The 17,108-nt window shown below is 47.6% G+C and carries 13 protein-coding genes and 2 pseudogenes; 9 read left to right on the top strand and 6 right to left on the bottom strand.

Annotated elements, in window-relative coordinates; all coding sequences use genetic code 11:
- Positions 1-149: 149 nt before the first annotated feature.
- Positions 150-299 (top strand): annotated as a pseudogene (locus tag NC996_RS27225) (DUF29 domain-containing protein); the annotation flags it as partial.
- A gap of 56 nt (positions 300-355) precedes the next feature.
- On the opposite strand, the gene NC996_RS27220 reads toward NC996_RS27225, so the two are convergent.
- From NC996_RS27220 to NC996_RS27200, 5 genes are all read right to left on the bottom strand, one after another.
- Complete coding sequence (locus NC996_RS27220) at positions 356-919, bottom strand: SMI1/KNR4 family protein (RefSeq protein WP_190687362.1); 564 nt, start codon at positions 917-919, stop codon at positions 356-358.
- A 12-nt stretch (positions 920-931) separates the two neighbouring features.
- Complete coding sequence (locus tag NC996_RS27215; protein WP_190687359.1) at positions 932-1,087, bottom strand: hypothetical protein; 156 nt, start codon at positions 1,085-1,087, stop codon at positions 932-934.
- 40 nt (positions 1,088-1,127) lie between these two features.
- Entirely contained in the window at positions 1,128-2,090 is a 963-nt protein-coding gene (locus NC996_RS27210; protein ID WP_190687356.1) for a hypothetical protein, read from the bottom strand.
- Between the two features lie 196 nt (positions 2,091-2,286).
- Entirely contained in the window at positions 2,287-2,577 is a 291-nt protein-coding gene (locus NC996_RS27205) for a hypothetical protein (RefSeq protein ID WP_190687353.1), read from the bottom strand.
- Between the two features lie 41 nt (positions 2,578-2,618).
- Positions 2,619-4,844 carry an AAA family ATPase gene (locus tag NC996_RS27200; RefSeq protein WP_190687367.1) on the bottom strand — a complete coding sequence of 742 codons (2,226 nt, stop codon included), beginning with the start codon at positions 4,842-4,844 and terminating at the stop codon, positions 2,619-2,621.
- Positions 4,845-5,157: 313 nt separating this feature from the next.
- Between NC996_RS27200 and NC996_RS27195 the strand changes: the two genes are divergently transcribed.
- From NC996_RS27195 to NC996_RS27170, 6 genes are all read left to right on the top strand, one after another.
- On the top strand, positions 5,158-10,338 hold the full coding sequence (locus NC996_RS27195; RefSeq protein WP_190687365.1) for a PAS domain S-box protein: 5,181 nt from the start codon (positions 5,158-5,160) through the stop codon (positions 10,336-10,338).
- A 20-nt stretch (positions 10,339-10,358) separates the two neighbouring features.
- Positions 10,359-11,801 carry a xylulokinase gene (gene xylB, locus NC996_RS27190; protein ID WP_190687350.1) on the top strand — a complete coding sequence of 481 codons (1,443 nt, stop codon included), beginning with the start codon at positions 10,359-10,361 and terminating at the stop codon, positions 11,799-11,801.
- Between the two features lie 209 nt (positions 11,802-12,010).
- A complete protein-coding gene (locus NC996_RS27185) occupies positions 12,011-12,838 on the top strand; it encodes a pentapeptide repeat-containing protein (protein ID WP_190687347.1) in 828 nt (275 codons plus the stop codon).
- A gap of 212 nt (positions 12,839-13,050) precedes the next feature.
- Entirely contained in the window at positions 13,051-13,614 is a 564-nt protein-coding gene (locus tag NC996_RS27180) for a hypothetical protein (RefSeq protein ID WP_190687345.1), read from the top strand.
- Positions 13,615-13,960: 346 nt separating this feature from the next.
- Positions 13,961-14,791 carry a dienelactone hydrolase family protein gene (locus NC996_RS27175; RefSeq protein ID WP_190687342.1) on the top strand — a complete coding sequence of 277 codons (831 nt, stop codon included), beginning with the start codon at positions 13,961-13,963 and terminating at the stop codon, positions 14,789-14,791.
- A 116-nt stretch (positions 14,792-14,907) separates the two neighbouring features.
- On the top strand, positions 14,908-15,606 hold the full coding sequence (locus NC996_RS27170; RefSeq protein WP_190687339.1) for a glutathione S-transferase N-terminal domain-containing protein: 699 nt from the start codon (positions 14,908-14,910) through the stop codon (positions 15,604-15,606).
- 44 nt (positions 15,607-15,650) lie between these two features.
- Here the strand turns inward: NC996_RS27170 and NC996_RS27165 are convergent, their stop codons facing one another.
- A complete protein-coding gene (locus NC996_RS27165) occupies positions 15,651-16,400 on the bottom strand; it encodes an SDR family oxidoreductase (protein WP_190687336.1) in 750 nt (249 codons plus the stop codon).
- Between the two features lie 204 nt (positions 16,401-16,604).
- Here NC996_RS27165 and NC996_RS27160 point away from each other — a divergent pair.
- A pseudogene (locus NC996_RS27160) lies at positions 16,605-16,763 on the top strand (IS630 family transposase); the annotation flags it as partial.
- Between the two features lie 80 nt (positions 16,764-16,843).
- Positions 16,844-17,108 (top strand): transposase (locus tag NC996_RS27155; protein WP_190687329.1); only part of this gene is annotated, 265 nt, incomplete at its 3' end.

The raw sequence follows: 17,108 nt of genomic DNA, 5'->3' as shown, positions 1-17,108 counted from the left end.
CTCAAATTCTTCTACTTTGAGTCCAGTCAAGCTTTGAAACACATGAGGTTTATTGTGGATAGCGCCGTAGCTCAACATCGTAAACACCTCGGTCTTCGAGCAACAACCCTTCACTTCTAAACTACTCTATTTCCGATTAAGTCTAATGGATAGAAACGACTGTAAAAAAATTGCGGAGTCAGGACTATGCAGAGGTGGACTGGGAGAATCTGATTGAGGAAATCGAGGACATGGGGAGGAGTGAACGGAGAAGCTTAGAGAGCAACTTGATTGTAGTCCTCCTTCACTTACTGAAATGGCATTTTTTTCACACGCTGGGTATTTTGGCGAAGTGTCTTCTCTAGGGTTCGACAAGTCAGACATCACTTCTATCTACCAATCCACCATAATCTTCAGAGAAGCGATATTCTCCATGTTCGAGTTCAGTAGCAAATCCAGTTAGCCACGTCCTAAAGTTAGAAAAAATTATACTTCTAATAGGTTCTTGCCACTCTACGATAATAATCTGGCCTACTTCACCACCGGGTTCTGGAGCTAAATCTAGACATTTACATGAGCCATTACTTTCGTAGGTTAGAGGAATCCATTTCGGATGCCACCAACCTTTCCAAACACCTTCTTCTATATCTTCTGGTGAATATTTAAAACCTTCGTTGCTCATCTCATACCAGGATTGCCATACTGTAATCATCGCTTCAAGAGAGAGAAATTCAAGATGTGGAAAAAGGGAGTAAGACTGTTCATCAACCTGACCGTTATGAATGAGATAGGACTCTTTGACATCTTTAGGAAACTTAATACAGAAGAAATTTTCTGTTCGTTGAATTTCTTCCTCAGTGGCTCCTGATTGCAAATTATCCAATACTTTTGGTGCATTTACTCTAAGCCATTTATCTATCTTTTCCCATATAGCTTTCATCTCTTATCTCCTTTAGTTCGTCAGTGCGATCGCATATCGCCGTAGTAGCGCGGCAAGCTTAAAATGTTGGGTTAGGGTAGACCAAGGAAAGCCACTAGCTATATTTTTCATCGTCGCTGGTGTCATTAATGCGATCGCTATCCTCGCTAATGCTGAATGCGATCGCACTCGATAAGCTTTGAGAAAAGGAGCAGCGATCGCGCTCTCGTTAATCTTTCTTTTTTTTATCTTTTTTCTTTTCCTTTTCTTTTTCCTTGTGCTTTTTCTTTTTGTCTTTAGCTTTACCTTCAGTCTGTTCGGCTGCTCGTAAAATCAAATTTCGAGCCACAGTTTGGGTACCTGTATACTCGTAGTAATTAGTTGACATATCTAGGAATGCAGCTAAATAATCCAACTTACTATCAGCCGTATTCATAAACTGTTGTAAGTGCCCCAAAACATTTTCTTGTGTTAACCCACGAGATGCAACAAAGTTATTCATCCAGCCGTTAACTGAGGCAAAACTCTCACCAATGAAGCCTAATTTTCCAGCCGTAGTACCGCCAGGAATTGCACTGTTAATACTCTGATAGGTAGTATTTCCTTCTAATTGCGAAGGATTGACCTGGCTAAGAATAGATTGAGCTTTGAGGATGAAGTTGGGGCCAAGCGGAATCAATCCATCAACAGCAACTAGCGCAGCCATTCGCATTATGGATTCGTTGTGATAGTTTCCTAAAGAAGTTCTAAATGCTTCAATACTGGTAGGAATGCCGTGCAACCGACAAAAGGCAATCAACTCGACAACCAGCTTTAGGGACAAATCAATCGCTTGTACGGTATCCGCTTTGGGAGTAAGCTGGTTTAAAAAATTCAGGAAGCTGATTTTCTCGCCAACTTTGTTCGCTAGTGCTGCTGCACCAATGGCACTATCAGCACGGTCAATTGTTCGGTAAAGCCATAAGGTTTGTTGATAACTCTGGGTTGGATCGTTGTACAGCGCGATCGCTCTTTCGCCAATCTCCTCAATCAGACCTTTGTCGGTAACACCTGTCACCGCACGGATAGTATTTTCAAATCCCACCAAGTTTTGCCACTCACCGGGAACGACATAATCGAGCGATCGCAGCATATAAACGGTCATGCTGCTGGTTGGCAGGGTATCCACCAATTTAGAAATAGACTGACTCACGAATTTAGTTCCTTTTTAACTAGATGCCTACCTCTTTTTATCCTAATTTTTAGGACGAAGTACCTTTTACAAAAAATTACAAAATCAAGGTGAACTTGCCAGCGCGATCGCAACACAGCCCATAGATTACGCTAAGCGTTGAAACTAAACTTTTGTTTTATTCAACTGCTGCTGGAGCGCAAATTATTTGTTATTACTACCGTTGGTGAATGAATCCTCGGAGTGAAAACCAAGCAACAGCAGCAAGGGGAAGGACAACACTGATACCAATAGCAGCCCCTTTCAATCGTTGTATCGAGAGTAGATTTAATTTGATGCCATACACTGTTACCACAGTGTATGTCCATTCTTCTAGTTGATTGGGAGAACTGGTAGGAACCAGAACCATAATCGAAAAAAACAGTGCCATATAGAAAGCTAAAAGCGCCGCTCCACCACCAACTAGTGCCAGAGTGACTTTTTTGAGTATCTGAAAAACTTCTTCCATAGCCTAAATACTCGAAATGAATCGAAAATTTGTCACGTCCCCTACGATAACGAAGATTGTACAAAAGCGATCGCGCTTTCCCAATTAACGGTCTGATGAAGCAGGGAGCGGATAAATAGCTCTTTTATAGTCCGAATTTCTTGTTCTTGGAGGTGCTTCGCCAAATGCGCCGCATAGGAGGGTCTATTCGTTACAGAAGTCGTTGCGAACCAGCGGTCAATTAAGGCTGGTGTAATATGCATGGAGGTTTGCGATCGCTCCTCAGTTACTTCAACCACCAATCCCGCCGACTCGAAAGCTTTTCTCAAATCAAACGCATCCCAGTTGACCATTGGATCTGACATGTCGCTGTAAATTGCCTCTTCCGCTGCCACTAATCGCTGGTATAAGTCGGCATTGGGTTTCGACTTTTCGAGCAAACGATAAAGTCGTTGCGTGTGGCGTGGCACTGTTTCTGCAAGTACCAAAACGCCCGACTGTTGCAGTAATTGGGCTAACCATTTGGCTGCTGCTGCTTTATCCGGTTCGTGGATAAGTGCATTGCGCCCGATGATGCAGTCAAATCGGATATCAGAGGATTGGGCAGCTAAAACCTTTGGCAATTGGGTTAAGGTAGCACTCAATAGGACGGGACGATTGAGTTCTGGAAGCGCTACCACTTGCTCTTGGAGTGCCTTTGCTTCATCAGCAGTGCGAGTACAGGCATAAACGCCACCTTCTGGTACGCGACGCAAAGCTTCAAAGGTGAGTAAACCACTCCCGGCATTCAAGTCCAAAATGACATGGTGACGCTGAAGTTGTGCAAGGGTGAAAATGCGATCGCGTATCCCTGCAAGTTGCTCGCCAATCTGACTCAACGTGCGTTGCAACCAACGGTCAACTGTGCGGTCAGTTGGTCCTGTTGTTAGCACTTCCACGGGTGAGATAAAAACACCCTCTGCCACTGCTTCCAACTGCGCTTCCCGATGACGCGCCACCTGCGTCTTAATTTCTCCTTCAAATCCCTGTGTTGAAGGTTGATAAAACACCTGTCCCTGCAAACTACTCGGTAAATACTGTTGTGCTACCCAGTGGTCGCGGTAGGCGTGAGGATAAAGATAGCCTGCACCATGTCCCAATCCTTTCTTGTCCCGGTTGGCATCTTTCAGGTGATTGGGGACTTCCGCCTCCCGTTCCTTCTCAACTACCGCTAGCGCATCAAAAAATCCCATCGTGCTGTTAGATTTGGGCGCGTTGGCGAGATAAAGCGTGGCTTGAGCCAAGTGATAGCGCCCTTCTGGCATCCCCACCCACTCAAAAGCACTAGCGCAGGCATTGACGACGACTAAGGCATTAGGGTCAGCGAGTCCCACATCTTCGCTGGCTAAAATTAACATTCGCCGGAAAATGAAGCGGGGGTCTTCCCCGGCATAAACCATTTTTGCTAGCCAGTATAAAGCTGCATCGGGGTCGGAACCGCGCAAGCTTTTGATAAAAGCACTAATCGTATCGAAGTGGGCGTCTCCTTCCTTGTCATACAGAACTGCCCTTTGCTGAATCGATTCCTCCGCGACAGATAGCGTAATGCGAATCGTTCCAGTTTCGTCGGGGGGTGTGGTTTCGACGGCTAATTCCAAGGCATTGAGTAAGGAACGGGCATCACCGTTAGCGACATTGACCAAATGTGCGCTCGCATCCGGCTCTAAGATTACAGATAGCTGACCATAACCGCGTTCTAAGTCAGCGAGTGCCTGTTCGAGAACGCGGTGTAAGTCAGCTTCATTGAGGGGCTTCAGCTGAAAGATGCGGGAACGGCTGACAAGAGCTTTGTTAACTTCAAAATAGGGATTTTCTGTGGTTGCACCAATGAGAATCACCGTCCCATTTTCCACCCAAGGAAGCAGGGCGTCCTGTTGAGATTTATTGAAGCGATGAACCTCGTCAACAAAAAGAATTGTGCGCTGAGTGTGTTCTTTTTGGCGTTTTTGAGCGGTAGCGATCGCATCCCGAATTTCTTTTACCCCAGAAAGGACGGCATTAATCGCAATGAAGTGAGCGCGGGTGGTATTGGCGATAATCCGAGCCAGAGTTGTTTTCCCCGTACCCGGTGGGCCAAAAAAAATCAGGGAAGAAAGCTGGTCAGCTTGAATCGCACGGCGTAACAAACGCCCGGAGCCTAGGATGTGGTCTTGCCCGATAAACTCATCAAGAGTACGTGGGCGCATCCTCGCAGCCAGGGGTGCATCTTTTTCCACTAATTGTTGGCGATGCTGGTCGAACAAGCCTATCTTCACCCGGTAGGAATTGCCATCTGTCAGTATAGACTAACCCATTAGACCTCCCCAGAAATTAGATTTCGGCTCAAGTCGCAAAAAGGTTTCTGGCTCTTTGAGAGTCGTCACTTTTCGTCGAAACTGTTGCCGAACACTTGCGTAATTTACATGAGTTTGGCGCTAAAGGAAGGAACGCTAGCCCGATTCTCGTAGGTATCATCCGCATCCGTATTCCCTCTCTCCAAAGCATCTCTCTTAAGACGGATTCTCCTGACGTAGCGACTCAGATTGAATAGAGAAGACCGTGTATGTATACGGATGGCTGTTCATGAAGCGCGACGGCACAGGCAAGTTTGTTAGCAATTGGAACTCAGAGACGAAACAACGGGTTAGCCTATCTCTCACCGATACAGCATGGCGATCGCTCGATCGAGAGGCTCACAAGCGAGGAATTTCTCGATCTGAAGTCATTGAGCGCTTTGCCCGCACTCTTGAAAGCGAACAGTTGCTCGCTGCCCAAGAAACTGAGGGCAAGGTGGCAACGATTCTTGAAAGCATTACAGATGCTTTTGTCGCCTTCGATTGCGACTGGCGCTACACCTACGTGAATCGGGCGGCGGCTCAAATCCTGCACAAAACGCCAGAAGAGTTACTGGGAAAGCACGTTTGGAATGAGGTTTTTCCTGAGTTGGTCGGTGGCATTGCATATCGGGAACTACATCGGGCAGTGGCACAACAGGTTCCTGTTTCGTGGGAAGAATTTGGGGAACCGATCCAGTGTTGGATAGAGGCGAATGCCTATCCCTCGACCGCAGGGGTAGCCATTTATTTTCGAGATGTTAGCGATCGCAAGCAAGCGGAGGCAGAACGAGAACGGTTGTTGCACGAGCTTGAAATTGAACGCGCCCGATTTGAAGCCGTATTGCGACAAATGCCTGCTGGAGTCATGATTGCTGATGCGGCATCTGGTAAGTTAGCTCTGGCGAACGAACAAACCAAGCAAATTGTTGGGTATGGTTACGAACAGTTGCTTGAGCTTGAGGAATATGCACCCCTGATTCCCTGTGAAATCTTTCGCTTAAATGGTCAGCTCTATGCCCCTCATGAGTATCCATTGGTGCGATCGCTAAAAACAGGTGAGGTCGTCACCAACGAACAGATAGAAATTCATCGAGATGATGGTAGCCGCGTCTTCATTAACGTCAACTCAGCACCGATTTTAGATAACCAGGGACAGATTATTGCAGCCGTCGTTATCTTCAAAGACGTGACCGATTACAAACAGGTTGAACAGGCATTCCGAGAAAGCGATGAACGCCTGCAATTAGCACTGACGGCAGCTCAAACGGTTGTCTGGGATATGGATTTGCAGAGCAATCGAGTGGTGTGTTCTGCTAATGCTCTAGACGTTTGGGGTCTTTATGAAGGGACGGGAGAAGAGTTTGTTGCGCTCATTCATCCAGATGATCGACAACAGGTGATCCAAGCGACGGCAGGGGCAATGGCTGGAGAACAGCCCTACACACCGGAGTATCGAGTAATTTGTCCAGACGGCGTTGTGCGCTGGCTCAACAGTCAGGGGCAAGTCTATCGGGATGAGACGGGACGAGGAGTTCGCATGATTGGCGTTTCGGTTGACATCACCCAACGCAAACAAATGGAAGCGGAGCGCGATCGCCTTTTAAAACGAGAACAATCTGCCCGACTCGAAGCCGAAACCGAACGCCAGCGGTTGCATGACATCCTGATGCAATTGCCTGCCATGATTGGAATTGTGAAAGGTTCCGATCTTATATATGAATTTGCCAATCCAACCTATCTGCAAGTGGCTGGGCGCACTTCAGACATTATCGGCAAATCAATGCGGGACGTTTTCCCCGAGCTAAAGGGACAAATTTACTTTCAAGCGCTCGATCGCGTTTACCGGACGGGAGAACTGTTCATTGGAAATGAGTCGCCTGCTTACTGGGATCGAAACAGCGATGGCGTGTTGCAACAGGGATTTTTCAACTGCATCTTTGCGCCTTGGCGGGATGCTGAGGGAATTATTCAGGGTGTGTTGATTTATAACATTGACGTGACAGCCGAAGTTCAGGCTCGGCAACAGATTGAGTCACTGCTGGCAGAGCTACAGGAAAAAGAACGACAGCAGCAGTTTCTGATTGAACTGAACGATGCGATTCGTGCCATTCAAGACTCGAAGGAAATTATGTGGCGGGTGGTTCACTCCGCAGGAGAGCACTTCAATGTCACTCGCTGTACCTACGGTGAAATTGATTCCACTCAGGAATACGTCATCGTCGATCGCGACTATTGCAATGGTGTCATCAGCATCGTTGGTAGCCATCACATGGATTCGTTTGGTCGTGAACTCATTGCTGAATTAAAGCAGGGCAAAACTATTGTCGTAGATGATGTCGATCGCGATCCTCGGACAGCCGGAGTTGGGGCGGCTGCCTTTGATGCAATTCAAACCAAGTCTCTCGTGTGTGTTCCCTTAGTGAAAGAAGGGCGATTTGTTGCATTGTTAGTGTTGCACCATGTGGCTCCCCGGCGCTGGACGGAGGAAGATGTGGTACAGATGGAGCGAATTGCTCAAAAAACCTGGCTAGCCGTAGAGCGATCGCGGGCAGAAGAACAATTGCGAGAAAGTGAAGCTCACCTGCAACTCGCCTTGAAGGTGGGACGCATGGGAACGTGGGACTGGGACATCCAGACCGATGCATTGCTTTGGTCAGAAGGCCACTTCACCGTCCTGGGTCTACAACCGAATGAATGCGAACCCAGCCATGAAGTTTGGGCAAGTCGGGTTCATCCCGATGACCTAGCAGAAGCTGAGGCGAAATTTCAGCAAGCGATAGCCCAAAAGAAAGAGTATCACCATGAATATCGCCTACGTTGGTCAGATGGCTCGGTTCACTGGGTGGAAGCGAGAGGAAAGTTTACTTATGATGTTCAGGGAAATCCCAAGCACTCGATTGGTGTCGTCATAAATATCACAGAACGCAAGCAAGCGGAAGAGGCGTTGCGTCAAGCGCTACAAAAGCTCAACTTCCATGTTGAAAACTCTCCAATGGCAGTGGTTGAATGGGATCGAGACTTTCGAGTCATTCGGTGGTCTGTTGGTGCAGAGCGCATTTTGGGCTGGAAAGCCGAAGAAATCCTGGGCAAATCTTTAACAGAGATACCTTTTGTCTTTGAGGAAGACCTGGAACCAGTTGCTGAAGTCTGCCAACGGCTGGTCTATGGTGAAGAACCCCATATTTTTTCATACAACCGCAATTACACGAAAGATCGCAACATTGTGCATTGCGAGTGGTATAACTCCAGTCTCAGGGACGAATCGGGACGGATGATTTCGGTGTTATCGCTTGTGCTGGATGTGACGGAGCGCAAGCAAGCAGAACAAGAACGAGAACAACTGTTAGAACGCGAACGCCTTGCCCGTTCTCAGACAGAAGCCGCACAGCGCCAACTGGAAACTATTTTTGAAACATCACCCATTGGACTTGCTCTGTTAGATGAAAAGCAGCGATTTATTGCCATCAACGAAGCATTAGCAGAAATTAATGGATTAAGCCGCGAGCAACACTTAGGACATTCCATTCCAGAACTTTTTGGGCAATTCGATCCCAAATTAGTTGAAGTCTTTCATCAGATCTACACCACAGGAAATCCCTTTATTTCACCGAACTTTGCGGTGAATGTTCCCGGACGCGGCGATCGCCGTCCCGGTTACTACAACGTTTACTATCTTCCGACTGTTAACTCAAATGGTCAGGTCGAAGGGGTTTTAGTTTATGTGGTAGATGTAACTGAGCGCGTCAGGTTAGAGCTTGCCCAACACTTTCTCTCTGAGGCGAGTGCCGTGCTTGCATCCTCACTGGATTATCAAACGACTCTAGAGCGCGTCGCACAGCTTACGGTGCCGGAATTAGCCGACTGGTGTACGGTTCACATGATAGAAGAGAACGGTGCGATCGCGCAGATTGCGGTTGCTCACATCAACCCTGCCAAGCTGGAATGGGCATATCAGATTAGAGACAAGTATCCGATAAACCCAGATGACCCTCGCGGTGCTGCATTGACATTGCGGACTGGACAACCGGATTTAGTGCCCGATATTCCCGATGAACTGTTGGTGCAGGCAGCGCGTGATGCAGAGCATTTAGAGATTCTACGGCAGGTGGGATTCAAATCTGTAATGACGGTGCCACTACGAACTCAGGCACGAATTCTAGGGGTTATCTCCTTTATCGCCGCCGAATCAGAACGACAGTACACCCCGGCAGATTTGCAACTAGCAGAGGAATTAGCTCGTCGCGCTTCCTTGGCGATCGACAATGCTCAGTTGTACCGGGCGGCTCAACGCGATCGCGCAAAAGCAGAAACCGCTAACCGGATTAAAGACGAATTTTTAGCGGTGTTGTCCCACGAGTTGCGATCGCCCCTCAACCCGATTCTGGGCTGGACAAAATTGCTCCGAACTGGGCGACTCGATGCCACAAAAACGCAGCAAGCGCTGGAAACGATCGAACGCAACGCCAAGCTGCAAGCCCAATTAATTGAGGACTTGTTGGATGTCTCGCGCATTCTGCAAGGAAAAATGACGTTAAACGTCGCTCCCGTAAATCTAGCAGGAACGATTGAAGCCGCCCTAGAAACGGTACGACTAGCAGCCGAAGCCAAACACATTCAAATCCAAACTATATTTAATCCCGTTTCAGGAACGGTTTTAGGCGATACGAATCGCCTGCAACAAGTAGTCTGGAACCTCCTTTCCAATGCCGTGAAGTTCACCCCAAGCGGAGGACGAATCGAAGTGCGACTAGAGCAAGTTGGCACGTATGCTCAGATTCAAGTCAAAGATACTGGAAAAGGCATCAGTCGAGACTTCTTACCCTATGTGTTTGACTACTTCCGTCAAGAAGATGGGACAACGACCCGACAATTCGGCGGATTGGGATTGGGACTGGCGATCGTCCGTCATTTTACCGAACTGCATGGAGGAACCGTTCAAGCAGACAGCTTAGGACAAAACTTAGGGGCTACATTTACCATCCGGCTCCCGTTAAACCTCGTTGAGCCGGAACCCTCTTCCGATCGCAGGCATTCAGAAAGTGCGACAGACTTAGCAGGTGTTCGGGTCTTGGTTGTGGACGACGATGCAGATATGCGGGAGTTGGCAGCATTCACACTGACGCAATCTGGTGCAGAAGTTACGACAGCCGCTTCGGGTGTACAGGCATTGACCCACCTGAATCAATCTGTCCCCGATCTGTTGTTATGTGACATTGGGATGCCAGAGATGGATGGTTATGCGCTGATTCGGCAAATTAGAAAGTGGTCGCCCCAACAGGGAGGCACGATTCCTGCGATCGCACTTACTGCCTATGCTGGAGAAATCAATCAGCAGCAAGCCTTAGCTGCCGGATTTGGGATGCACATCTCGAAGCCTGTGGAACCTGAGGAATTGGTGAAAGCGATCGCCCGTTTGCTAAGACGCTGAATGATTTGAGGACTAGCCTAATGCTGCTTGGCATTGATTTAGGAACAGGCTCTGCTAAGGCATTGCTCCTAGCGACAGACGGAACCACTATAGGTGAGGCGTCAAGCTCTTATCCTGTTCATGCACCCCACCCTGGATGGGCTGAGTCGGAACCAGAAGATTGGTGGTTAGCTGTTGCCTCGGCTGTGAGGAAGGCTGTAGGAAATCATGCCGATCGAGTACAGGCGATCGCACTTTCAGGGCAAATGCACGGTGTTGTCCTAGCTTCGGAGTCGGGTCAGCCCCTGCGTCCTGCTATCCTCTGGGCAGATACTCGCTCTAGTGCCACGCTTAACACTTATCATTCGCTTAATGCCGCTATTCTAGAGCGCTTGGGCAACCCGATTACGGCGGGTATGGCGGGGCTAACCTTGCTGTGGCTACGAGAACACGAGGCTACTGTCTACACCGAAGCCCGTTGGGCACTTCAGCCAAAAGATTGGCTGCGGTTACGGATGACTGGAGAAGTTGCAACCGAACCATCTGACGCTAGTGGTACTTTGCTTTACGATGTTGTGTCGGACAACTGGGCAGGGGATGCCATCTCAGCGCTGAATCTACGTTGCGATCAGTTACCAAAAATTATCCCCTCTAGTGCGATCGCAGGTTATCTAACAACTGTTGCTTCAGAGCATCTTGGCTTACCTGTTGGCTTACCCGTGATCGCTGGTGCTGCGGATACGGCAGCGGCAGCGCTTGGTAACGGACTACTAGAGCCTGGATTAGTTCAACTAACCATCGGCACAGGCGCTCAAATCATTACACCTCGATCGCAACCCATTATCGATCCTCATGGTCGTACACATCTCTATCGAACCGCCGTACCTAAGCAGTGGTACACCCTTGCAGCAATGCAAAATGCGGGGTTAGCGCTTGAGTGGGTGCGAGGTATCCTCGGCTTGAGCTGGGAGCAAGTCTATACTAAAGCGTTTTCTGTGCCCCCAGGATGTGAAGGGTTGACATTTTTGCCATACCTCACGGGTGAGCGAACTCCACACCTTGACCCCTATGTACGCGGGGCATGGGTGGGGCTTGGACTTCATCACACACAGGCGCACCTGATGCGGGCAGCTTTAGAGGGGGTTGCTTTTGCCTTGCGACAAGGTTTTGAGGCACTGGAGGCAACAGATTTTAAAGCGAAAGAACTGCGTTTAGCAGGCGGTGGAACGGCAGAAATGCCTTGGAAACAATTACTAACTGATGTATTGAGAATACCCCTCTATGCAACTACCGTTGCTGCTGCTTCCGCGCGTGGTGCTGCTCTATTGGCGGGTATCGGAATTAGTGTATACGCAGATGCTAATGACACGCTCAAACTGGCAGCCACCCCAACGCTTGCTGCAACTCCCCAATCAGTTGATTCAAACTTAGAAGAGGCTTGGATGCGATATCAATCCCTTTATCCACAACTTAAAAAAATCTGAGAGAAGTTATGCCTCAAGAAGGTTAATTTAAAATGGGTATAAACTGAAATCTGTCTCTTTGGGTAGCGCTTGGCTTTATCCTGAAACCCCTAGAAAAGAAGCTGGGGCGACTACCCAGAATTTAGCTTCTGTCAATGGTAAGTCCTACCATCGGGTAATTATATGGAACTATACTCTGTAGCTGTTGATACTGACGCAGCCAGCAAATAATGACCAACCGAAACTACGCCAACCGAAACTTGCAAAATTGCTCTTTCAAAGGGCAAGACTTGGCTGGCGCAGACTTCAGTGGCTCTGACTTGCGGGGGTGCAATTTCACCGGGGCGACCTTAATTGGGGCAACGTTTGAGAGGGTCAAAACGGGGCAGAGCCGCCGCCAGGTAAATATTCTAGTTGCTGCCGCTATCGTTGGTCCAGTTGTTTTACTCGTCTTTAGCGCGATCGCTGCCCAAGTGTCAATGGTATTGTTGGGCGATCGCTCTAATAAGGGACTCAACTTCTTTTTCAGTGCGCTTCCGATATTAGCTCTCGTGTTTGGAAGCTTCATCCGGGATAAGATTGCCTTCCGCTTTCCACAAATCACGAGCTTCTTGAACATTGCAGCCATTGCTGTACTGTTGGCGGTAATGGTGACGCTCACCCTTGGGCTTGTGATTGTTAGCATCCTTGGCTTCGTTGATGGAGCAATCGTTCAAGGATTGTTCCTCCTACTGCTGATGTTCGTTTCCGCGTTCTTGACCTTCCGTATTCTCAAATGGCTAATTCAAGTGATTCAAAGCAATCCCGGAACGTCTTTTAGGAAAGCGAACTTAACCGATGCCAACTTCAGTCATTCCGCGCTGCAAAATACAGATTTTTCCTTTGCTGTGTTAACGGGAGCTTGTATCTTTGATTGGGCGATTAAACGCCACACTCAATTTACGAATGTTTATTGTGAATACCTTTATTTGGAACCAGCGCATCAGAATCGGCAACCTGCTGAGGGTAGTTTCCAACCGGATGAGTTGGAACGTGTACTAACTCAATTCATGGACTGAATTTTATTGAAGAATAAATTTTAACTTTTCAATAGCCGCAGGCAAGTAGTATTACAGCTTATAACCATCTTAAATAATCCGTAAACTTCAATAAAGACAAAATATATCGCGTCTCTACGTCAGGAAAAATACCTGTTTAAAACTTTAACAAAATTGCTATATTACGGCGCTCATACCTATCCTTGAGCTAATTTACAAGAGATATAACAAACATGACGAACATCATTTTTAGACGAGCATTAGCGGCTGATTATCCTGAAATCCTCGCTTTGCATAGAAAGAATCTCGTGTCTAACTTGTCTGAGCTAGAAAGGCAGAATGGCTTTCTATCAATTGACTTTAAGGATGATTTTCATCTGGCAGCGATTAACGAAAGTTTAGCAATAATGGTTGCTGTGCAAGAGAACCTAGTGGTTGGATATGTTTGTGCAACAACTCAAGAATACTCTCAGGAGATTCCTTTGCTCAAATATATAATGAGCTTGTATCCAGAAATAATGTTTAATAGGCAACCTTTAAGCAATTACCGTTCCTTTTGGTATGGTCCGGTTTGTATTGCAACTACTTACCGTGGAAGTGGTATCTTACAAGGTTTATTTCAGGCACTTCTTGCTCAAGTCGCCACACAGTTCAATGCTGGCGTTGCTTTCGTAGTCAATGACAATTTGCGAAGTCTTCGGGCGCATACTCAAAAACTTGGTATGGAGATGCTCAGAGAGTTTGAGTTTAACGGCAAATTCTACTTCATACTTGGATTCGCAGTGCCATCTTCCTAACCAATTTCTTTAAGAGCGCATCTGCTTGATTAAAGCTGTAAGTTGTGTTTCTATGCGATCGCCTCGCACACAGTAGCGGCGCGTGTCCAGTGGTTGACAGGTGGGTTAGCTGAGGGCGAGCGCGTCCTATCCATAACTTCCCAATTACCCCAGGTATTTACCCGTGGCAAGCTTTATTTTTTAGATAGAAATTTATTTTCTAGTCAACAACTTTATTTTTTGTTTACACTTGTTTTCGCTCTTGATAATTAGATTTCCTAGCTATTGCATCTGCCTAATGGCTGTTTGGTTACAGCTCATTTCCTCCTTAACTAGGATTGAGACTGCATAGCTCAAGGTAAAGAGAATGAAAGAAATCACGCGCCGCCAATTTATGGTTACGGCTACCCTGACAACAGGTTTTGCCCTAGCAGTGCAACCCATTTCTGCCAAAACGATTGCGACTGATGCCAAGGGATTAGTCGCGGGTGCGGTGAAAATTCCGGTTAAAGATGGCGAAATTCCAGCTTACAGGGCGATGCCCGCAAAAAGAGGAACTTTTCCCATCGTCCTAGTGATTCAGGAAATCTTTGGTGTACACGAGCATATTCAGGATGTTTGCCGTCGCTTTGCCAAATTGGGGTACCTAGCGATCGCACCCCAATTGTTTGTGCGCCAGGGCGATGTTTTAAAGTTAAGCAACGTTGATGAAATTCGCCAAGTAGTCGCCAAAGTCCCGGATGCCCAAGTGCTGTCCGATCTGGATGCTACGGTAGACTGGGCGGTAAAGTCAGCCGAGGGGAATGCCGATAAATTGGCGATTACCGGCTTTTGCTGGGGCGGACGCATTACCTGGCTGTACTCAGCGCACAATCCCCAAGTTAAGGCAGGCGTGGCTTGGTACGGGCGTCTGGTGGGCAATGCTACCGAACTGACACCCAAACATCCCGTCGATATAGCCTCGGCGCTGAGTGTCCCGATTCTTGGACTCTATGGTGGCAAGGATACGGGGATTACCCTGGATACAGTAGAGCAGATGCGCGATCGCCTGAAGTCCAGCACCAGCAAATCTGACATCATTGTCTACCCCAATGCACCCCACGCCTTTTTTGCCGATTATCGCCCCTCTTACCGGGAGAAAGAAGCCAAAGATGGTTGGAAACGCCTCCAGGCATGGTTTAAGCAGCATGGCGTGTAGGAGGAGAAATAATTGAGCGCATTGGCAACCACAGCATTAATGATCTTTGAGCTGTCAGTTCGGCGCTGAAAGCGATCGCTAAAACCTAATCTTTGTAATATTCAGGAGACATCATCATGATCGACCTTTACTATTGGACGACGCCAAACGGACACAAAATTACTATGTTTCTAGAGGAAGTTGGGCTACCCTACACCCTCGTTCCGATCAACATTGGCACGGGCGATCAGTTTAAACCAGAGTTTCTAAAGATTTCCCCCAACAATCGCATCCCTGCAATCGTGGATCGCGAACCTGCTGAGGGTGGCGAACCGATTTCTGTTTTCGAGTCTGGTGCAATTCTGCTGTATTTAGCAGAAAAAACCGGAAAGTTGATTTCAGCAAATATTCGCGATCGCGCAGAGGTTCTGCAATGGCTATTTTGGCAGATGGGCGGACTCGGACCGATGGCAGGACAAAACCATCATTTCACTCAATACGCCCCTGAAAAAATTCCCTATGCGATTAACCGCTATGTGAATGAAACAGGACGTTTGTATGCAGTGTTGAATAAACGATTAAGCGATCGCGAATTTATTGCCGGTGATTATTCGATCGCCGATATCGCTGCTTATCCCTGGATCGTGCCCTACGAAAAGCAAAACCAAAAGATCGAAGATTTTCCCAACTTGCAACGCTGGTTTGAAGCAATAAAAGCCCGTTCTGCAACCATTCGCGCTTATGAGAAAGCAGAAGCTTTTAAAGATCAAGTAATCAGTCCAGCTCAGGCGCGGGATTTGTTGTTTAATCAGTCCGCCGATACGGTCAAGCGCTAAACTTAAGCGGTTCTCACAGAAACAGCCGCTTCGCTATTTGCGATCTACCAGTCTTGATCGGTGGGTCGAATCAGAATCTCGTTGACATTCACTCGCGGCGGCTGAGTAACGGCATAAACGATCGCGGCTGCAACGTCCTCGCTTTGCAGGGGTATTATCGATTTACGGCGTTCTTCGGTGCGCTGTTTGGCGATTGGATCGGTAATGTGGCTGTCGATTTCCGTATCCACCATGCCTGGTTCGATGATGGTGACGCGAATATTGTGCTTGCACACTTCCTGCCGCAACGATTCCGAGAATCCATTGACTCCCCATTTTGTGACATTGTAGCCACCGATTCCTACTCGTGCGGTTCGACCGGCAACGGATGAAATATTAACGATATGTCCCGATCCTTGTGCCTTCAAGATAGGAAGAACCGCATGAGTTGCATACATCAATCCCAGAACGTTGAGATCGATCATGCGTCGCCAGTCAGACGTATTTGCGCCCCCAATATTACCTGACAAAGCAATTCCCGCATTGTTGACGAGGATATCGACTCGACCGAATTGTGCGTTGGCTTTTTCTACTAGGTTCTGAACTTGAGTTTCATCCGTGATATCTGCCTGGATTGGAAATGCTTTTCCACCCGTTGCTGCAATGCCATCTGCGATCGCATTCAGTTGGTCAAAACGTCGTGCTGCAATTACTACGCTAGCGCCTTCCGCTGCTAGTGCGATCGCAGTCGCCTCACCAATTCCCGCCGATGCACCAGTGACGATTGCCACTTTTCCGTCTAATTTCCCAGTCATCCATACTCCTTAATTTCTAAGCTGCGTCTGGCTCCTGCTGTGAAAACGATAGAATATCTGCTAGCAGAAGGTTAAGCAGAAACGATTTTGTTTTACCTTTATCGATGCAGATTAATATAACTACCGACGCTACTAGTAGTTAACCACGATAGTTTTGACAGATAAACAGGGATCGGGGAAACTGGCTAAAACCCAAAACTTCCGATGCCAGAAAAATATACAGTCACGCTCAGCAACGAAGAACGCCAGCAAATCCTTCAACTTACCCATCAACGCAACCTCTCCGGGAGAAGGTTTAAGCGCGCCCAAATCTTGCTATTAGCAGACGAAGGACATCGCGATGAAACAATTGCCCAAATGCTCTATTGGGACTTAAACGAAAACAAAGAGCCAATAAAGCTATAATCCAGTCATGGCAGTTTTTCTACGTTAAGGCTTGAGTCATGAAGGAGACAACTCCCGCCGCAATGCCTCCTTGCTTCGATAGATGGTGTAAACGCTTTGATGATATTTGGACGCATCAAGCGCAAAAACGGGAGTTTAGGAACTATATCGGGGGATTATTAGGGGAAAGCGACCGAAAAAACCTGTCTCAAATTGCAGATAATGCGGTGGGAGTGATTTACCACCGATTACATCATTTTTTAACGGAAGCCCCCTGGGATGCCCAAGCAATAAATGAGCGCCGCCTGCTGGTGATGAATCAAT

The organism is Trichocoleus sp. ST-U2, from assembly GCF_039961875.1.
Classification (GTDB): Bacteria; Cyanobacteriota; Cyanobacteriia; order Cyanobacteriales; family FACHB-T130; genus FACHB-T130.
The sequence above is the reverse complement of the archived record's forward strand: the minus strand, read 5'-3'. Positions and strand labels throughout refer to the sequence as shown.